We start from the raw sequence: 19,775 nt of genomic DNA, 5'->3' as shown, positions 1-19,775 counted from the left end.
ATTTACTGTTAGGGGCTACATGTATGAGAATCGCACTTTTTAATACTACCGGTGCAATATCTTGCGATGGCTCACGCCTAATTTCGTCTTTGCTGAAACGGGCCGGCCATTCGGTAAGGAATATTTTACTTGCTACACGTGAAAATCTTGCCTATGAACCACATGAGATTGACCGGTTGCACGAGATATTGAAAGACTGCGATCTGGTTATGATTGCGGTTTATACGAGTCATGTCATGAAGGCCGTACAAATTACAGAATTTGTTCATAAAAAATATCCCGGCATGAAAGTAATTTGGGGCGGCCCTCACTGCATTTCTGCGCCAGGAATCAGTCTCCGTTACGCCGATGGTGTTTGTTTTGCCGAGGGTGATGTGGCTGTAGTCGATTTCGTAAACAAGATGGAGAGCGGCGCTGATTATTTCAATACACCGAATATGGCTTTTCATGTAAATGGTTCATATAGGAAAAATGATGTATTGCCGCCGTTACACGATCTGGATAGCCTTCCCTACTATGACTATGATTTAGATAATCAATTTTTATTTGACCATGATATCTCTCAAAGTCAATCGGGTACTAAACGAATTGGAATATACAATCAGGCATCTTGGCTTTTTTCAGGGTGTGGCTTTTGGCGACGATGATTTTCTCCTGAGAGACAAAAAACAGTTAGAGGCTTTCGCCAAGCACTATAAAGAGAAGATAGGACTCCCATTCGTATTTTGTGTGAGTGCAAATACCTTTCGCAAGGAAAAGCTGGAAATATTTTTGGATGCGGGTTTGAAAATTATTCAGATGGGTGTGCAATCAGGAAGTCAGCGGGTTATCGATGAGGTGTCCAATCGAAATATTAAAGTGGTAAAAACAAAGGAAGCTATTCATCAACTCCTGCCATATTGTAAAAAGTATGATTTAAAGGTTATGCTCGATTTTATTATTGATAATCCATACGAAACAAAAGACGATATCATTCAAACCTATAAATACATAATTGATCTTCTTTCAAGGTGGGTAAAATTTAGCGTTTTTGTTCTGGTTTTTTTTCCTGGCAGCCCGATCTATGAAAGGGCAGTCAAAGATGGTATTATTGACTCGTCTTTTGAAAAGATAGTTAGGTTTTTCGGTTCAAGAAGTAAAATTCAATATCAGAAGAATTATGAGACTGCTCTAGTTTTGTTTGCTGCTCAGGTACTGAATCGGCGACCACGAATAAGGCGATATATCCCAAAATTTGTCTTGCGCGTTTTGGGAAGTCGTCCGGCCCGAAAAATTGCATCAATTTTGCCTCCAAATTTTCTTTTACGCATCGTTCAATAAATCATTAGGCAGGCAGCGCAAAAAGAAGGAAATGAAAAGACAAAAGCTCTATGATCAGAATGAATCAATTAAGAATACGTACAATACTGAGAAAATAATCCCTTTAAGGAGAAATGGCGGCGCTAACCTTGCAGTTTTCGGACTAACCAAGCCGCAGACTATGCTGGTGGTGCTGATACCCTGTTTTTTATTCAGTCAATTATGAGTTCCGTCCGGAGATATGTAAGATGAAAAATAACCATTGTTTTGATCGGGACACAATCCTTCACGATCTCATCAAAATTATAGAAGAAATGTCTTGCGACTGGGAAAATGGTCTTTCCGGTACCATCGGGAAGGAGACACGACTTGTAGCAGATCTTGCATTAACGTCTATTCAAATGGTTCAGCTCGTCATCGCCATAGAAAAGCACTTTCAAAGGCAGGGCTTGCCCTTCCAAACGCTCTTTCTGTCCGATAACCGCAACGTTGACGATCTGTGTGTATCAGATGTGGTAGAATTTTTATATACGCATCTCAATACACTATAAATTGCTTTTCTCTGCGATCAATATAGAGATTTACATTTTATTACGCGGTTTTTCTGGGTAGCACGAACAAATAACGTTTGTCCGTGTCCTCATGTAAGTGGGCACCGCCCACCGAAAAACAAAGCAACGCTGACACGTGAGCGGTCTTCTGGTGGGCGGTGCCCACCCTACCCATTTAACTTGGGAGGATACCTTTGGGAATTGGTAGCAGACTCATAAAAAATACGGGATTTGTCTTTCTCTCCGGGATAGCGAATAAGCTTTTTTCCTTCTTTTTCATCGCTTACGCTGCAAGAGTTCTTGGACTGCAGGATTTTGGCTTGTATGCCTTTATCGGTACCGTGCTGTTAATCTTTTCCTCGTTTGGCAACTTTGGTATATTCCCAATGGCGGTAAGAGAAATATCCAGAAACAAAACAAACGTAGAAGTACTGTTTAACCACACCCTTTCCCTCAGGGTATGCATTTTTATACTGCTCTATCCTATCCTTGTGCTCGTAATAAACATGCTGGGATATAGCGGAGAAGTTAAATTCCTTATCTATATAACAGGGCTCTCTGCTATATTTTCTGCATTTTCAAACTCCTTTGGTATTTTATATATGGCCTTTGAGAGGTTTAAGATGCCTGCAGTTACCTCTGTTCTCTTATCCTTTTTCATTAATATGTCCAATATTCTTATTCTCTATTTTGGTTATGGCTTAAAAGGTATTGTTTTGGTTTCTTTTTTTGGAAATATATTGGGTGCAGTCATTACCGGTATCTGGGTATGGAAGAGATTCCTTAAATATCGATTCGCCTTCAATCTGTCAGTTTGGAAAGAGTTGTTGTTACAATCCATGCCCTTTGCACTTCTTTCATTTCTCCAGCAGGCCACGAATAATATGAACATCCTCCTTCTTTCCAAACTCCCGGGACCTTTTTCAGGAGAAGCAGCAATGGGATACTACAACCCCCCCTCTTCTGTATGTAAAAGCGCCCTGATGCTTCCTGAAAGTTTCAGACAGGCCGCCGTTCCGACGGTCTCTTCCCATGCAGAAAATCCCGTGATTGTGAGAAACATTATCGCAGAGTCAACAAAATCACTCCTCGTGTTAATCATATTTCCACTGATCCTTGCCACCACATTCTTTCCTGAAGAAATTATCACCCTTATCTTTGGCAAAGAATATCTCCCATCAACCCTGGCCTTAACAATCCTGGGATGGGCCTATGCCTTGCAGGTCTTTAACTCCCCTGTAAACGTGACCCTTTCAGCCTCACGGGAGATAAAGAAATTTATTCCCTGGGCAATACTGGAATTTGTCATAAACATCATCCTTGCTGTACCGCTGATCATGTACTATAGCTTCGTTGGCGCTGCAATAGCCTTTCTCGTGACAAAGGTGTTTGAAACCCTTTTAAGGAGTTATTTGCTGAAGATCATCTGGGGGATAAAGAGATCAGAGACACAAGGCTCCTTACTGAAGGTCTTGTGGCCAGCAGGAATCATATTTGTCATACTAACCTTAGTTCACCGTGGTTCATTAAGCAATGTTGGACTTTTGATTCTTACTTTGGTATTATATTTCTTTTACATCATTTCCTTTAAAGGTATCCGTCAGCGGATTTTTTCGGTCAGTCATGCCCTGAGGAAAAGGTGCGGTATAAAATAGATGGAAAACAGAGGAAAATTTTCATTGTCTTGATTGAGGTCTGAACACGAAATGCATAAAGGAAAGTTAGTAATAATCGGTATCGATAGCGCCACATTCGATATCATAAACCCACTGTTGAAAGAGGGTAAGTTGCCAAATTTATCCCGAATGATGGAGGGAGGAGCGTCAGGACCGTTAAGATCAACTATCCCTCCTGCGACTCCTTCTGCATGGGTTTCTTTTATGACAGGGAAAAACCCCGGTAAACACGGGGTTTTCAATTTTTATGTCTCTCCTTCGTATGGCTATATAAGGCCCGCATTGAATTCAAAATACATTAAGGCAAAGACTATTTGGAGAATACTCTCTGACATTGGACTAAAGATTGGAGTTATCAACCTGCCGATGACTTACCCGCCTGAGACGGTGAATGGTTTCTTAATTCCCGGAATGCAGCAATCTTTTGACGAGGGGAGTGGAAACTTTGCCTACCCCCCGGAGATCATGCAGGAGATACGGGAGCGATTTGGCAATTATCGCGTCTTGTATGCAGATCTTGAAAGTCTTTATACAAACAACCTGGACAGATTCATCGAGGAGTGGAGACAGATATTCGAGATAAGGAAACAGGCGATCCTCTACCTTCTGGAACAGAAGGAATGGGACGTATTTATGCCGGTATTCTATAGTATCGACGTCATACAGCACCATTTCTGGAGATTTTTTGATAAAAAACACCCCCAATATGATCCTGCCATATCGAGAAAATATGAAAATATTATTCCTGAATTTTATGAAATGACAGACGCAGCCATTGGTGAAATATTAGAGAAAATTGGCGATGATGCCACCGTAATTGTCGTTTCAGATCACGGGGCTGGCCCGGAAAAAGGTGCATTTTACGTGAATAATTGGTTGCACGAGCAGGGATTTCTCGCCTTTCGGAAGATTTTCTCCCCCTTACGGCGGATAAGGTTCCCCCATATCTTCTATAAGGTTTTAAGAAGGCTCGGATTTCGTGGCGTGGCATGGACAGTTCCTTTGGATAAACTCAAGACCCTTGGAAAAGTCATTGATCCGAGAGAAGGGTTTAATATTCCGTTCTTCGTTAACTGGAAAAAGACTACGGCATACTCCGGAAGTCAGTTAGAACAGGGCATCTACATTAACCTGAAGGGCAGGGAGCCATTAGGAATAGTTGAAAGAGGTAAAGAGTATGAGGCAGTCCGGGATTCGATCTTAAAAAAATTGAAGGAGATAAAAGACCCGTCGAATGGAAAGCCTTTAGACATTGAGATCTGCAAAAAGGAAGACGTATACTACGGTCCTTTTGTTGATGAAGCCCCTGACATATTTATAAAAATAAAAGGCATTGAATATCTCATGCAAAAAGAATTATATCACAAAGGACTTTTCGGCTTGCCAAACAAAAGCTCAGGCACACACAGGATGGAAGGTATTCTTATCATGAAAGGGAAGGACATTAAAACAAATTATACGGTAAACACCGCTGATATTATCGATATCGCACCTACAATCCTTTACTGTTTAGGAATACCTGTTCCTGAAGACATGGATGGCAGGGTACTCAATGAAGTATTTACGCAAGAATATTTAGGAAACAATCCTGTCACCCATAGTCCAGCGGCTGAGATTAAGATAAAAAGAGGAGAGGGGGTTTTTGATGAGGAGGAGTCAGAAAAAATCAGAAGGTCTTTGCGAGATCTTGGGTATTTCTGATAAAAGTCTTATTCTGCCCGACTCAGTCGTCACAACTCTGCAGCAACACCCTTAAACCATGAAAATACTTTAGTTGTTTGCAGCGAAAGGGTACACCGAAGCATCCAGGTGACTACTCTATTTTCGGAAACGGAGAAAAAAAGAAGAATATGAGGACATTGTTAGTAAATCCACCCGTCTTTGATCATGGGAAATATCGAAGGATACTTGAAGAAAAACCGATAGAGACGTATACCATGCCTATTGGTATTGGATATATCGCTGCGGTATTGGAGAAAGCGGGTTATGAGGTAAAAGCAGTTGATGCCTATCAAACGTCATGGGACAATCTCGGGAAGATACTGAAGGACTATGCTCCTGATATTGTGGGAATATCATGCCTGACAGACCAAAGGGCAAGTATTTACAGATTTATACGCATGGTGAAATCTCTTAATAAAGAGATCAGGATTGTTCTGGGAGGAACTCATGCAACACTGATGCATGAGCAGTTGTTAAATCACTTTCCTGTAGATGCCGTAGTATTGGGAGAGGGCGAGAATCCCTTTCTGCACCTGGTCAGGGCATGGGAAGCAGGCGAAGATATTGAGAATGTAAAAGGCATCGCCTTTCAAAGAGATGGCAACATTGTGAAAACAAAAAATCAGGAATTAATCAAAGATCTTGATACAATTCCCTTTCCCGCCTATCACTTCTTTGACCTGGACATGTATGCGGGCTGGGAACTTCACACAAAGGTTGCTAGTGTCCTGGGTTACCAGCACTATGCCAGCTACAAAAGCGCTGCAATTATAACTTCAAGAGGTTGTCCGTGGAACTGCTCCTTCTGCTCGGTATCAGCAATGTCGGGACAGAAGTGGAGGGACAGGACGGCTATAAACGTCGTGGATGAGATAGAAATGCTCGTAAATAAATATAATTGCAAGATTATAGATTTTGTTGATGATATTTTTTCTGTAGATCAGAAGAGGGTTATTGCTATATCTGAAGAAATACTAAGGAGAAAGTTAGATATACTTTGGGGATTCGAAACAGGGGTGAGATATGTTTCTGAAGAAATGCTGAGGAAGGCGGCGGAAGCGGGTTGTAAATTTATTATGTACGGCGTTGAATCGGCATCCAGGGAAGTAATGAAAAATGTTTCAAAAAAAACTGATACAGAAAAGATCATAAAAGCATTTGAATTGACAAAAAAGGCTGGCATAGCCACCGGCGCTTTTATCATGGTCGGAAACCCCGGGGAGAACGACAGGTCTATTAACGAAACAATGAAGATTTTGCGGGTGATAAAACCCGATGTTATTGTAAATCAAATATTAATGATCTTTCCCGGAACTGCACAATATGCAAAGGCCAAAGGTGAAGGTTTTATCGATGACAGGTATTGGTTATCGGATTTACCGGCTCCGTATTATGAACAGTACCATAGCCTGCAAAAACTTGTCAGATTGCACAGGAAAATTTTCTATTATACCATGAACAGGTTTTCTGTTTTTGTAAGAACAGCACGGGATAAAATCGAAATACATTACGGAATAAAGTTCACAAAAAGAGGCATTAAGATGGTCCCTAAAATTCCGCCAAAATCACTCTGGCGCACACACCCTGTTGATAAGATACAGGAAATAAGAATTGAGCCGCAAAATGAAAAAAGATAAGATTTTTGTAATAGGAATTGATTCCGGAACATTTGATGTCATAACACCTCTTGCAAAAGAGGGGCATCTTCCTAATTTTACAAGACTGGTGAAAGAAGGGTGTTCCGGGGCATTAGAGTCTACAATTCCTCCGGTAACCCCGCCGGCATGGGTATCTTTTATGACAGGGAAGAATCCGGGTAAACATGGAGTATTTGATTTTTACGCATCCCCTTTCTTTGGCTATGAGAGACCTGTTTTACATTCAGGTTATATAAAAGCCAGGACTATCTGGTCTTTGTTGTCTGAAGCGAATAAAAAAATCGGTGTTATAAATGTTCCGATTACTTATCCTCCTGAAAAAGTAAATGGATTTATTATACCCGGATTACAATTTGGTCTTGATGTAAATTGTGGATTTACTCACCCACCGGAACTTATCAAAGAGATTAAAGAGAACTTTGGGGAATACCATGTAGCCTATGGAAATCTAATGGGGGTCTATTCACATGAATTAGATAATTATATCGATCAGTGGGATCGGATACACAAGAAAAGAGAAGAAATCCTCTTCTATCTTATGGACAAGTATTCCTGGGACTTCTTTATGGTTGTGTTTAGTTCTATAGATCTTATTCAGCATCGTTTCTGGAAATATTCTGATAAAACACACCCACGATATGATCCCGATAAGGCAAAGAAATATGCTTCTGTGATTCCGGATTTTTACAAAAAAATCGATACCTCTATCGGCAAGATCCTTGATAGGCTCAACGATTCAACAAAGGTGGTTGTTGTTTCGGATCATGGTATGGGGCCGGAGCATAAGGCATTCTACCTGAATAAGTGGCTTATGGAAGAGGGCTTGCTGCGTTTAAAAAGAGGATTTTTCCCCTTTTTGCGGTTTAAACTTCCGCACGTCGTTTACAAAGTACTGAAAAAATTGAAGCATCCCGGAATAGAATGGACGATTCCCATGAATTCGTATCGTGTTTTGAAAGATCTGGTTGACCCACGGGATGGACTGAAGCTTTCTTACTTTATTGACTGGACAAGAACCAAGGCATATGCAGCCAATTACACAGAACAAGGATTGTATATAAACCTGAAAGGAAGAGAGCCTATGGGTATTGTTGAACCCGGTTATGAATATGAAGAAATTAGAGATTTCATAAGAGACAAAATGTATCAGATTGTAGATCCAGAAACAGGTCAAAAGGTTTTTGATAAAATATATAAAAAGGAAGAAATATACCATGGACCTTATATAAACCATGCTCCAGACTTAAGTTTTGTAATGAAAGGCGGCACATATCTTTCTCACAGGGAGATTCATTACAAGAAGCTTTTCAGGACAGACGACAGGAATTCTGCAACCCATCGCATGAATGGTATATTTATAATAAAAGGAGATGGCATAAAAAAGAATGTAACTTTGGAAGGATGTAAGATTATTGATGCGGCTCCTACTATCCTCTATGCAACAGGTCTTCCGGTACCGGACGATATGGATGGAAAAGTATTAATAGATGCCTTTGAGAAGGAATTTATCAATGAAAATCCAATGCGATATTCCCCAACTTCAGAAATAAGTCCAAGCCATGATAAAGGTATTTACTCCGGCGAAGAATCAGAAAAGATTAAAGAATCCTTACGGGATCTCGGATATATAGGGTAAGCTACTATTGAATTTCTCGATTTTGAACCTTAGAAACAGACGAGAAAATGCTCAGATTCATCTATAAAAACTTCCTCCCCGCGAGGATACGCCAGTTCATAGATATCTTTCCCTACCTGAGAATGCCGAAAGTCGATGGCCTGAAAGAAAAGAGAGTCCTCGTGCTTTCCCCTCATCCCGATGATGACATTATCGGATGCGGGGGAACTCTCCATCGGTACCACCAGATGGGCGCGGAGATCACCGTGGTATACATGACCGATGGCAGGAAAGGAAATATCCGGCACAGGGAAGATAAATTGGTATCTATAAGAAAAGAAGAGGCAAGGAGAGCAGGGGCGATTATTGGTATTAATAGACTTCTATTCCTCGAGAACAGAGACTCTGAGCTCCGCACTTCTCCTGGAACCATCAAAGAGCTTTCTGAAATACTCGGAGACCTTAAGCCAGAGGCGGTCTTCCTTCCGTTTTTTCTCGATAACCATCACGACCATATTGCAACCAGTCAGATATTCTTTTCGACATCAAAATCGGTTGCTTCCTGTATGTGCTATTCGTACGGGATATGGACACCGCTGCCCGCATTTAATGTAGTCTCAGACATAACCACCTGTTTACACACAAAAATTCTGGCCTTACATGAACATAAATCACAACTGGAAGTCGTTGATTTTACTGAAGCTGTTAAGGGAATCTCGAGGTACCATTCGGCGATGAATGGCGAAAATGGATATGCTGAACTATTTATCGCCTGCCCATCGCGTGAATACCGAAGACTTGGAGTGACAATAGGATGGTAGATACACCGGTAACAATCAGGCCATACAGACAAGGAGACGAAAAAGCCATTAATAACCTATTTAACCATGTATTTCATAAATCGAGGACACCTGAGGAATGGAATTGGAAATTTCGTGATAATCCCGCCGGCAAAGACCCGGAAGGCTGGATCGTTGTTGCTGAGAGAAATGGCATGATAATCGGTCAGTATGCCAGTCTGGCAACGGAGTTGATGTATGGCAACCGCATGGTTACGTCAGCACAACCAGTAGATACTATGATAGACCCCTCAGCAAAAGCCGGTATAAATCTTATCGGCAAACTCTGCGACCTGCACGCTAAATACCTTAATGGAATAGCCTTATTTGGCTTTGGTTTTCCCAATGAAGCGGCATACATGGTCGGGAAGAGATTTCTCGGGTATAAAGACCTGGGAGAAATGGTTCAATTGTTTAAAAGATTGAGTCTGAGGAATGCATTGAAAAGAAACATTGCATGGTGCCCTGACTGGATAATAAATCTATTTCACCATCTCAGTAAAACATTTTACCGCTTCGAGATTTTTATGAGAAGGCTGGATAAAGGCACTGTTGTAAAAGCAGTTGATGCATTTGATGAAAGAATAGACACGTTCTGGAACAGTATCAAGGAAAGATACAAAATTATGACTGCGAGAAACATGTCATATTTAAACTGGAGATACAGGGACAAACGATACCGGATTTTTATAAAAGAAGACGGAGATGAGGTAACTGGATATGCGGTCGCCAGAATAGAGAATTACAAGGATGTAAGGATAGGTTATATAATGGACATCTTCTGCCGTAATGATAAAATTGCACCTCTCGCGGCAAGTTGCTTGAAATTTTTTATTAAGCAGGGTGTTGATTATGTCTTGTGTGGTCTTTTGAGGCAGGACCCGCTGAGTATACACCTCAAAAGGATAGGTTTCAGGGAACACCAAGATATCAGACCTATCCGGGTAGTGGTTACACCCCTGACAGGCGAGATTGATATGGAATACCTCCTGAATCAGAAAAACTGGCATCTCACCTATGGTGATACGGATGGGTTTTAAGGTTGAAGATCGCGCACATCAATGAGTACTATGGCGACTTTGGCGGAACAGAACAATATCTGTTTACTATTTGTAAAGCCCTCGAAGAAATGGGCCATGAAATCATTATCATTTCTTCTGAAAAAGAGTCAATACATGTTCCGGGAAGGAAGGAATATTTTATAAAATGCTCGTATGGGTTACGAAGCAGTTTACAAACACAGGGTTTACTGAAAGAAATACTGAAAAAGGAAAATCCTGATATTGTGCATCTCCATAATACCCAATTTTTTCTCAGTCCGTTCATCTTAAAATATCTTCTGAGAGCAAAACCTGTTGTCAAAACTGTTCATGACGTTCGCCTTATTTGTCCCGGGTTCAAATGGAAGGTGATACCAGACTCCGGCGAAATCTGTAATTATCCAATGGGGTTGAAATGTTTTAAAAACGGCTGTTATCCCTTTTATCCTGAGAAGAGAAATCCTTTCTGGAATCTTTATAAGTTCTTACTGATGATTTATGAACTCAGGATTTCAAAAAGTATCGATAAAATTATAGTTCCCAGTTCTTATATGAAAGAACAACTGGTCAGGAACGGTTTTTTGAAAGACAACATTGCAGTAATACCCCACTTTATCGATAAAGTCCCAATTCAAGAAAAAGAGATCAAGGATAGCAGGAGCAAAAAGATCCTCTTTGTTGGAAAATTTTACAGGATTAAAGGTATTCTGCACTTTATAGAATGTCTTAGCCTTTTAAAAGAACGGAATTGGATGGCAGAGATTATTGGAGAAGGCTACATGCGGGAAGAGGCGACTATCCTTGTTCATAAACTGGGACTGAATGATCGGATTCATTTCCCTGGCAATTTATCAAAAGAGGAATTGAATAAACACTATGCAGCCTGCACGGTGGTTGTTATACCGTCAATAGTTCCCGAATCATTTGGTCTTGTGGGAATTGAGGCCATGTCTTTCGGGAAACCCGTGGTTGCCTTTGACTCGGGGGGGATAAGGGAGTGGCTTATCCATAACGAAACGGGTTTTCTTGTTCGGAGGGGCGATGTGAGAGAATTGTCCGATAGGATTTCTCAATTGCTGGAAGACGCTTCCCTGGCAAAGAAGATGGGACTTGAAGGTCAGCAACGGGTAAACAAACTTTACCGCAAAGAGATACACGTTACAAGGCTCCTCACGGTTTATGAAGAAGCAATTAAAGGCAAATGTGGATATTAAATTAGGCCTGCGGCAGCGGCTTTTAAGCGCCCCTCTAAAAAGAGGGGTGGGGAGTGTTTTTACGGAGTCAGGAGTTAACTCCTGACTCCGCATCAATTGGGCATTTGGCGACTTTAAATACAAATTCTCCAGACAGGAGTCCCTCCCCTTCACCCCAACCAGCGGGGAACAGGGGGAGGAAATTTTTGTTTGAAATTCCTTAGCTTTGAAGTAGGCCTTGGCAGCATTTTTTCACTGATTCAATGCAAGGGTGAACCGGCCATGTCTTATAGCTTATAATTTATTTGACACAAATAACACTGTGCATGTTCAACACGGCAAAGAGTCTGTCCGTGCCACCCCCGAATAGTAAAATTTCCTGGACAATATGGCCCCTTTAAAAATTACGTATGTGTTACCGGTATACTGGCCGGCAGTAGGCGGGTGTGAACTGCATACCCACGAACTTGTCAGGAGGCTATCCGAGAGGCATGACATACGGGTCATAACCTTAATTGATAACCAGGAGGATAAGCTTTCTCACGAACTCTGGGTGGCATGTATACGGAATGCTTCCGCACATGCAACGGAATACCATGATAACAAGGCAAAGGTAACCAGATTGCCATTAAGTCTGATAGAAAAATCCATGAACTTGCCTCTCGTCAGAATACAAAGCCCAAAACTGCCTGACATGATTATCAGGTTGGCAATGGAAATGCTGTCAAATTTTTATATGAAGAAATTAATCGGGCTGATAACGGGTTCTGATATTTTGCACTGCATTCACGGAGGCGTCTCCTACTTTGGCTACGCAGCATTTAAGGCTGCAAGAAGGCTTGGGATACCCTTTGTTTATACCCCCGTACTTCACCTGTATCACAAAGACTGGCTTAAAGAAATGAAAGAAAGCAGAGCCGGCAATAAGCCATTTCTGTACAACCCGCAACTTTATCTCAGCCCGAGAGGCTGGACAGATTATTTCTGGTACAAAGTATCCTTCGCAGCAGATGTTCTTATTGCCATGACCGATTTTGAAAAGAATTTTTTTGTCCAGCATGGCATATCTGCCGAAAAAGTACATAAAGTCGGTGTAGGGCCATTAGTTGCCAATGATTCCACATCAGACTTTCAGCAAAAGTATGATCTTAAAAATAAAAAGATGGTACTATTTCTTGGACGCAACGTGGAATATAAAGGAATAGAAGAGCTTTTAATGGCGGCCCGCCTCGTGTGGAAGAAACTGCCTGACACGTATTTCTTCTTTGCCGGACCAAAAGAGGGTAACTCAGAAGAGATATTCAACCGGTATAACGACCGGAGAATCAAAGTCCTGGGTTTTGTATCAGAAAGCCAAAAAACCGCCTTATTAAAGGCATGCGACGTCTTCTGCATGCCGTCAATGGAGGAAAGCCTGGGGGGGACGTTTCTTGAGGCATGGATGTTTGAAAAACCGGTTATCGGGGCAAGGATACCTCCTTTAATAGAACTTACCAATAACGGAGAGGGAGGATTTCTGGTAAATCCGGACCCTGAAGAGATAGCGGAAAAGGTATTACTTCTGCTCCAGGACCGGGAACTCAGTAACCGTATGGGACAATGGGGAAAAAGGAAGATGCTTGATCATTATACGTGGGACATCATTACACACAAAATGGAAGATATTTATCGTAAATCTGCGGAAATAAATATCCTGAGAAGAATATGAAAAAAATTGTCATTTTAGGAGCCGGGCCTACCGGCCTTGGGGCTGCATACAGACTCCATGAAACCGGCTATAAAAACTGGACTATCTATGAAAAAAACAACTATGTCGGCGGCCTTTCTGCCAGTTTTAGAGATAAACAGGGTTTTACCTGGGACATCGGAGGGCATATACTCTTTTCAAACATCGACCGGTTTAATCGGTTAGTAGATGATTTATTACACAATGATGTACTCACTTTCAAGAGAGAGAGCTGGATATGGCTTAAGGACAATTTTATCAAGTATCCTTTTCAAAATAATTTTCATATGCACCCGGATAAGGAACTTGTGTTTGAATGCGTTTCGGGACTTTTTGATGTCCTTCAGAGAAAAGGCTCTTACAAAAACTTCGAGGAATGGATTTACCATTTCTTTGGAGAAGGCATTGCCAGACACTTTATGATTCCCTATAATCATAAGGTATGGGCATGTCCTTTAAACTCGATGGATTATAATTGGATAGCCGAAAGAGTGAGTATTATCGATATCAAGAAGGTTCTGAAAAATATTATCTCTCTGAGAGATGACAGTGAATGGGGGCCTAATAATACATTCCGGTATCCACTCTTCGGGGGCACTGGTGGTTTGTTCAATAAGTTTTTACCGTATACCAGAGATCACCTTTATTTGAGCAAAAATGCCGTACAAATCGCCACTGACAGAAAAGAAGTTATTTTTGAAGATGGAGAAAAGGCTTCTTACGACGTATTAATCTCCACAATACCTCTCACTGAGCTCCTGGACAAAATAGAAGACAAACCCGAATGGTTAGGAAGGTCTGCGGAGGAATTCCTCTGGAGTGGAGGCTACATGGTAGGCATTGGCATCAGGAAACCCTGCCCCAGCAATAAAAACTGGATGTATTTTCCCGAAAATAATTCACCTTTTTACAGAGTCACCTATCTCTCCAATTATTCACCCAATGTGACGCCAACAGGGGAGTTTTTTTCTTTTCTGGCTGAGACCTCTTACTCAAGGTTTAAGACCGTGTCAAAAGAAACCATCATAGAAAAAACCATTCAGGGATTGATCAACTCAAAACTCTTAAAAGAGGAGGACCGGTCTCTGATCGTTTCAACCTTTCTCGTTGATATACCATATTCTTTTCCAGTCCCTTTCCTCGGAAGAGACCATATAATAAAACATATTCAATCATATCTTTCAGAACAGAACATTTATTCCCGGGGACGGTTTGGGGGATGGAAATATGAGGTTGGCAACATGGATCATTCGGTAATGCAAGGGATGGAAGTTGTAAACAGAATAGTATCCAACAAAGAAGAAACTCTTTATAAAATCTGACTTTTGTCTATGGGAAAGTTAATTAGGAAAATAAAAAGAAACCTTCCGTACAATTTAGGACTGGGATACGCTTCACCTCCGGAATCGGTCACCATAGAGGTTAACTATAGCTGTATCTTCCGATGCGTGATGTGCAGGATGTGGACTAAAGATTTTAAAACTTCACGAATAGAGGACAACACTATCCTGTCAAAATCCGAAATAGAAGGACTTATTGAGGAACTTTATACTATAGGGGTTAAATCCATATACTTTTGCGGAGGAGAACCATTTTTAAGGAAAGATTTTTTAGACATTGTTAAATATTGTAAATCGAAGGGGCTGTACTGTTCTACGATTTCAAATGGATATTTAATCAACTCTGATTTGGCTAAACAAATAGTCACCTCCGGAATAGATTCCATTGGCATTTCAATCGATAGCGCTAATAAGGAACTCCATGATGAGATTAGAGGGTTTGAGGGAGCATTTGATCATGCCATTGAAGGAATACGTTTAATCAAACAAAGGCAGAAGGAGTACAATACTGATTTTCCCGAGGTCTTTATAAACACTACAATTTCTTCAAAGAATTTTTTTTTCTTACCCGCGATAACAGATCTTGCAAAATCTCTTACCGTTCGAAGGATAAATTTCAATTATCTTTCGATTGTAGATCATAATACGGTAGAACGTACGAATCAGGTAATGGGAGAAAAAATTATTGGTTTTCATACCTTTTCAGATATTAGCCCTGAGTATTTGCTCCAGAAAGAGCACATTGACCAATTGGAGTCTGTCATAGAAAATATAAAGAAAAGGGGGGGCTCAGAAATCAAGTGTGATTTAGACCCGGCACTGCTCAGCGGAAACAAAGATCATTTATTGAAAGGGAAATTCTCTGTCCTTCGATGTAATATCCCATGGCTGTCTGCTATGATCACTCCATTGGGTGATGTCGTACCATGTGCCATGTTTACAGAATACAAAATGGGCAATGTAAGAGAAATACCCTTTCGTAAAATTTGGAACAACAGGCGTGCTATGAATATACGAAGGCTCCTTCGCAAGAACCTTCCTCCTCTCTGTCAAAAATGCTGCATGGTGCACAGTGGTACACTTCCTTTATGGAAAAGGTTTTACAAAAAATTTCTAAAAAGGGATTCACATGATCAACGATGAAAACATTATCTGCATCTCGTGGCTGGTGTGGGATTCGATCCCCCTCGTAATGCACCAGATGATGACCAGGCTGGCAAGGCACAACAGGGTCTTGTTTGTAGACCCTCCCGTGGCATATAGCAACCTGATCATCCGCCCTTCACTGTGGAAAGACCGCCTGAAAAAAACATTTCTGTGGTTGCGCGGAGTGCACCAAATAAATGACAACATGTATGTTTATTATCCACCCCCGCTGTTATTACAGTATGGACACTACAAAAATGCCGATAGCCTAAATCAGTCACTCATCACATCCGCAATTGCAAAAACGGCCAGGCGCCTGGGTTTTACAGACCCAATCGTATGGATCTATCATCCCTATGCCATCAACCCCAGGGGAGAGTTTGGTGAAAAATTGGTTTGTTATGATTGCAATGATGACGTGGGTTTTTTCTTTTGTTATCACTTTAATAAGAGGAACCGATTGTCAGATATGGAGGAGAGACTGGCAAAAAGGGCAGATGTCGTCTTTACCACGTCCAAATATCTCTATCAAATCCGAAAAGGACAGAATCCCAATACCCATTATCTTCCTTCCGGTGTTGATAGTGAACTTTTTCAGCAAGCCCAATCCCCTGCCTGTAAGATTGCACCAAAACTGGAAGATATTCCCAGTCCGGTTATCGGTTTTGTTGGTGGCATGGTCAACTCCAAGATGAATTGGGAATGGATACGGGAGGCCGCTGTTGCTAAGTCGAACTGGAATTTTGTCTTCGTTGGACCATGCGTCGAGAACCCCCCTGCTTACATTACACAGCAAAAAAATATTCTCTTTGTGGGAACCAGGTCACAAGATCTTTTACCTTCTTATATCAAAGGTTTTGATGTGTGCCTGATTCCTTACCAGGGAGAGGATTTTTTAAAGGCATGCCAGCCAACCAAGGCATTCGAGTATCTGGCTTCCGGTAAACCGGTAGTTTCCTCATGGATTCCTGAGCTGGAAGATTATCAGGAAATCATTCGTTTATCAAGGACTTCCGGAGAATTTATCCAGAATATTGAAGCCGCCTTAGAGGATGGCAAAAAAGAAGAAATGGTACGAAAATATATTCAGGCATCACAAGGATGGACATGGGAAGGTAGATTAGAAAAGGCTTCTGAGATTATTATCAGCGCTCTTGAAAACACAACCTAACAAAAGATAGCCTTAACGCCACAGAGAAGTAACCAATCCCTGTTCAAGACATAACACATACAAGGATCGTAGGGACACGGTGCTCCGTGTCCCTACGATTTATGATGATTCCAACATCGAACAAAGAACAATGAATGTCGAAGGATAATAGCCATAGGGGCGTATTGCAATACCCCCTTCATGGCTGGTTCAATCTTGTAGATTGAACCATCTATTTTGCACCGTGCTATAATCGCCGAAATGCTATCAGCAACGAAAAATGCCAACTATTCCGGTTCAATCGAGGACGATTGAACCAGCAAAGATTATTATCAACGCATTTAAAAACAACCTAACAAAAGGCAGCTTTAACGCTGCATAGCCATACCTAAATCCCCCTTAAAAAAGGGGGGTGAAGGGGGTTGTAAAAAAATTATCGAAAAACGAGGTTTTTATAAAGGAATACCATAGACCACATGAGCAGTGCTTTAAGTCTAAAGGCGAGCCTAAAAAACATTTTTTTCTCCATTTTTGAAAAATTTGCACCTTGCCCCGGCAATAACAATAAGCCCATAGCTCATTCACAGATAAGAAAGATACTCGTTGCCGAAGGCGGTGGCATAGGAGACCTTATACGGGTATTCCCGGCCATAGAATGCCTGAAAAACAATTTCCCTGCCGCCTCTATTTCTGTTCTGGCATCTCCGGAGGCAAAAGAGATTTTGTCACTCTTTTCTAAAAATGACATCATATCCGAGGTAATTGATTACGACCTTAAAAGCAGGCACAAGGGATTTTTCAGAAAGTTCCCGCTTATTTTTTCTTTAAGAAAAAGGCATTTCGGCCTTGTCTATGCCCCTGACAGGGGAGAAGGCATGAGAGAAGAAGTCCTGATGAATTTTCTCACAGGGGTACCTCACCGGATTGGTTTTCAGAAAGGCAGAGCAGGTTCATTAAATACCATAACGATTGAACTCAGAGAAGACATTCCGATAGTAAAGCAAAACCTGGACATTTTACGAAATGCCGGATTACAGGTAACAAAGGAAGAAATAGACCTCAGCATACCTGAAAAGGATATTCATGAAGCAAAGCTTCTGATAAAACAACTTACCCGGGAAATCCCATCCCCTGTAATTACTGTCCACCCGGGAGCATCGTGGAAAGCGGGATACCGGTGTTGGCCACTTGAAAAATATATATCTCTTATTCAGAGACTGATAAAAGAACTACAATTAAAAATTATCATAATCGGAAATAGGGGAGATATTGAAACAGGCAAAAGAATCCTCAAAGAAGTTGAAAGCCCTGATATTATCAGTGTAATGGGCAGGACTACCCTTGCACAGATGGTCGCTATTATCAAGGTTTCCAGCCTGTTTTTAGGTAACGACTCAGGTCCGCTGCACATTGCACTGGCTTTAAAAATACCTTCTGTGGCCATCTTCGGCTCAACTTCACCGGAGCAGGTTATTGGCCCACAGGAAGGCTGTATTGTGATAAGAAAAAATCTGGCGTGTTCACCTTGTTATGTACACCAGCACGACTATACGCCGGACTGTAAGGATTTCCCGTGCTTAAGTGAAATTTCTGTAGACGAAGTATTCAATGCGGTAAAGAAGGTATTGTCAACAATTTTCACAAAAATACCCGGTTAGTATGGTTAGCAGGATCAACATTGAAGAATAGAATAAACATCGGTATCAATATGATAACCTCGAACGAAACCTTAAGAGGCACAGACAGGTATATCACAGAGATACTCTATCAATTCTCCCAAATGGATACTACAAATCAGTACTTCATCTTCTATGCACACTGGCAAAGATTTGTAAAGCCACTCACAGCACCCAACTTTCAGTTTATACAAATGTCTCCGCCAAAAGGCACCCTGTTAAAGGCATTCTGGCAGGCACTGATATTCCCCAAAGTGGTAAAAACGTATAACCTCAACGTGCTTCATTATACAAACCCCATACCGATTTTAAAACGGCACTGTCCCATAGTGGTAACAATCCACGACCTTGCGGAATTTATTCAGTCGGAAAAATATGGGAGACTCAAAAGTTATGCAAAACGACTTTTCGTGCTCCTCAGTGTAAAGAAAGCCAATTTCATAATAACCGTATCGGATACCACGAGAAAGGCAATTCTTGATCTATTGGACTATACCCCTGAATCCATTGGTGTAACCCTGGAAGGTTTTTCAGGGAATTTATCCGTAGATAATGATGATAACGATGGTGAATATATTTTCAAAAAGTATCATATACCCGGGAATTATATACTCTATGTAGGTGTTATCGAAAAAACAAAGCAGGTTGAATCTATTGTAAGGGCGTTTTCCCTCCTTGACGATTCCTTACAAAGGAATTATGCAATTGTGATTGCTGGCAATAAAGGAAATGCTTATGAAGATGTAAAGTCAGCTGTTCATGATTGTAAATTAGAGGAAAAGGTTTTTTTCCTGGGATACGTTCAGGACTGCGATTTAAAATATCTTTATAAAAAAGCGAAGGTGTTTGTTTTTCCGTCTCTTATTGAAGGATTCGGCTTGCCTGTCCTGGAGGCGATGGGGCATGGAATACCGATCATTGCCTCTGATATTCCCGTAATATCAGAGGTTGCGGGGGATGCAGCCGTACTTGTCAATCCGCACGATGTTACTGCTCTCCGGGACGCAATAAACAAGGTGCTGCTGGACGAGGAGTTGAGAAACAGCTTAATCACGAAATCTTTAGAACGGATTAAGGATTTTTCGTGGGAGAATACTGCCCGGAAAACGTTGGAAATATACAAAAAATTATCCCTAAAGTAAAG

General features: G+C 41.2%; 16 protein-coding genes. All 16 read left to right on the top strand.

Translation table 11 applies throughout. From position 1 onward, the window contains the following. The first annotated feature begins 23 nt into the window (after positions 1 to 23). The 16 genes from E3K36_00215 to E3K36_00140 all read left to right on the top strand — a co-directional run bounded on the left by E3K36_00215 (position 24) and on the right by E3K36_00140 (position 19,773). Complete coding sequence (locus E3K36_00215; protein MCF6153684.1) at positions 24 to 647, top strand: hypothetical protein; 624 nt, start codon at positions 24 to 26, stop codon at positions 645 to 647. Further along, a complete protein-coding gene (locus E3K36_00210) occupies positions 553 to 1,320 on the top strand; it encodes a radical SAM protein (protein MCF6153683.1) in 768 nt (255 codons plus the stop codon). The genes E3K36_00215 and E3K36_00210 overlap by 95 nt, the downstream gene beginning before the upstream one ends. Before the next feature lie 227 nt (positions 1,321 to 1,547). Then, entirely contained in the window at positions 1,548 to 1,850 is a 303-nt protein-coding gene (locus tag E3K36_00205; GenBank protein ID MCF6153682.1) for an acyl carrier protein, read from the top strand. A gap of 194 nt (positions 1,851 to 2,044) precedes the next feature. Beyond that, on the top strand, positions 2,045 to 3,505 hold the full coding sequence (locus E3K36_00200) for a flippase (protein MCF6153681.1): 1,461 nt from the start codon (positions 2,045 to 2,047) through the stop codon (positions 3,503 to 3,505). 51 nt (positions 3,506 to 3,556) lie between these two features. After that, positions 3,557 to 5,227: a hypothetical protein gene (locus tag E3K36_00195; GenBank protein ID MCF6153680.1), complete on the top strand. Its 1,671-nt coding sequence runs from the start codon at positions 3,557 to 3,559 to the stop codon at positions 5,225 to 5,227. Between the two features lie 149 nt (positions 5,228 to 5,376). Continuing rightward, positions 5,377 to 6,885 (top strand): B12-binding domain-containing radical SAM protein, encoded by a 1,509-nt coding sequence (locus E3K36_00190; protein MCF6153679.1) that lies wholly within the window; start codon positions 5,377 to 5,379, stop codon positions 6,883 to 6,885. Beyond that, complete coding sequence (locus E3K36_00185) at positions 6,872 to 8,542, top strand: hypothetical protein (protein MCF6153678.1); 1,671 nt, start codon at positions 6,872 to 6,874, stop codon at positions 8,540 to 8,542. The genes E3K36_00190 and E3K36_00185 overlap by 14 nt, the downstream gene beginning before the upstream one ends. A 47-nt stretch (positions 8,543 to 8,589) precedes the next feature. Continuing rightward, positions 8,590 to 9,342 (top strand): PIG-L family deacetylase, encoded by a 753-nt coding sequence (locus E3K36_00180; GenBank protein MCF6153677.1) that lies wholly within the window; start codon positions 8,590 to 8,592, stop codon positions 9,340 to 9,342. Continuing rightward, entirely contained in the window at positions 9,336 to 10,400 is a 1,065-nt protein-coding gene (locus E3K36_00175; protein MCF6153676.1) for a GNAT family N-acetyltransferase, read from the top strand. Before E3K36_00180 ends, E3K36_00175 begins: the two co-directional genes overlap by 7 nt. 2 nt (positions 10,401 to 10,402) lie before the next feature. Then, complete coding sequence (locus E3K36_00170; GenBank protein ID MCF6153675.1) at positions 10,403 to 11,614, top strand: glycosyltransferase family 1 protein; 1,212 nt, start codon at positions 10,403 to 10,405, stop codon at positions 11,612 to 11,614. Positions 11,615 to 11,981: 367 nt separating this feature from the next. Further along, positions 11,982 to 13,301, top strand: coding sequence for a glycosyltransferase family 1 protein (locus tag E3K36_00165; GenBank protein MCF6153674.1), 1,320 nt, complete (start codon positions 11,982 to 11,984; stop codon positions 13,299 to 13,301). Then, a complete protein-coding gene (locus E3K36_00160; GenBank protein ID MCF6153673.1) occupies positions 13,298 to 14,641 on the top strand; it encodes an amine oxidase in 1,344 nt (447 codons plus the stop codon). Before E3K36_00165 ends, E3K36_00160 begins: the two co-directional genes overlap by 4 nt. Before the next feature lie 9 nt (positions 14,642 to 14,650). Next, entirely contained in the window at positions 14,651 to 15,802 is a 1,152-nt protein-coding gene (locus tag E3K36_00155; protein ID MCF6153672.1) for a radical SAM protein, read from the top strand. Next, positions 15,789 to 16,976 carry a glycosyltransferase family 1 protein gene (locus tag E3K36_00150; protein ID MCF6153671.1) on the top strand — a complete coding sequence of 396 codons (1,188 nt, stop codon included), beginning with the start codon at positions 15,789 to 15,791 and terminating at the stop codon, positions 16,974 to 16,976. The genes E3K36_00155 and E3K36_00150 overlap by 14 nt, the downstream gene beginning before the upstream one ends. A gap of 455 nt (positions 16,977 to 17,431) precedes the next feature. Then, on the top strand, positions 17,432 to 18,613 hold the full coding sequence (locus E3K36_00145) for a glycosyltransferase family 9 protein (protein MCF6153670.1): 1,182 nt from the start codon (positions 17,432 to 17,434) through the stop codon (positions 18,611 to 18,613). A 20-nt stretch (positions 18,614 to 18,633) separates the two neighbouring features. Then, positions 18,634 to 19,773: a glycosyltransferase family 1 protein gene (locus tag E3K36_00140; GenBank protein MCF6153669.1), complete on the top strand. Its 1,140-nt coding sequence runs from the start codon at positions 18,634 to 18,636 to the stop codon at positions 19,771 to 19,773. Positions 19,774 to 19,775 lie beyond the last annotated feature (2 nt).

The sequence above is a fragment of the Candidatus Brocadia sp. genome (assembly GCA_021646415.1).
Taxonomy (GTDB): Bacteria; Planctomycetota; Brocadiia; order Brocadiales; family Brocadiaceae; genus Brocadia.
Note: the sequence above shows the minus strand (reverse complement) of the source record. Positions and strands in the feature narration are given on the sequence as shown.

Coding starts and splice junctions, on each gene's coding strand:
- E3K36_00215 (MCF6153684.1), top strand. CDS start 24: ATGAGAATCGCACTTTTTAATACTACCGGTGCAATATCTTGCGATGGC.
- E3K36_00210 (MCF6153683.1), top strand. CDS start 553: ATGATATCTCTCAAAGTCAATCGGGTACTAAACGAATTGGAATATACA.
- E3K36_00205 (MCF6153682.1), top strand. CDS start 1,548: ATGAAAAATAACCATTGTTTTGATCGGGACACAATCCTTCACGATCTC.
- E3K36_00195 (MCF6153680.1), top strand. CDS start 3,557: ATGCATAAAGGAAAGTTAGTAATAATCGGTATCGATAGCGCCACATTC.
- E3K36_00190 (MCF6153679.1), top strand. CDS start 5,377: ATGAGGACATTGTTAGTAAATCCACCCGTCTTTGATCATGGGAAATAT.
- E3K36_00185 (MCF6153678.1), top strand. CDS start 6,872: ATGAAAAAAGATAAGATTTTTGTAATAGGAATTGATTCCGGAACATTT.
- E3K36_00180 (MCF6153677.1), top strand. CDS start 8,590: ATGCTCAGATTCATCTATAAAAACTTCCTCCCCGCGAGGATACGCCAG.
- E3K36_00175 (MCF6153676.1), top strand. CDS start 9,336: ATGGTAGATACACCGGTAACAATCAGGCCATACAGACAAGGAGACGAA.
- E3K36_00165 (MCF6153674.1), top strand. CDS start 11,982: ATGGCCCCTTTAAAAATTACGTATGTGTTACCGGTATACTGGCCGGCA.
- E3K36_00160 (MCF6153673.1), top strand. CDS start 13,298: ATGAAAAAAATTGTCATTTTAGGAGCCGGGCCTACCGGCCTTGGGGCT.
- E3K36_00155 (MCF6153672.1), top strand. CDS start 14,651: ATGGGAAAGTTAATTAGGAAAATAAAAAGAAACCTTCCGTACAATTTA.
- E3K36_00150 (MCF6153671.1), top strand. CDS start 15,789: ATGATCAACGATGAAAACATTATCTGCATCTCGTGGCTGGTGTGGGAT.
- E3K36_00145 (MCF6153670.1), top strand. CDS start 17,432: ATGAGCAGTGCTTTAAGTCTAAAGGCGAGCCTAAAAAACATTTTTTTC.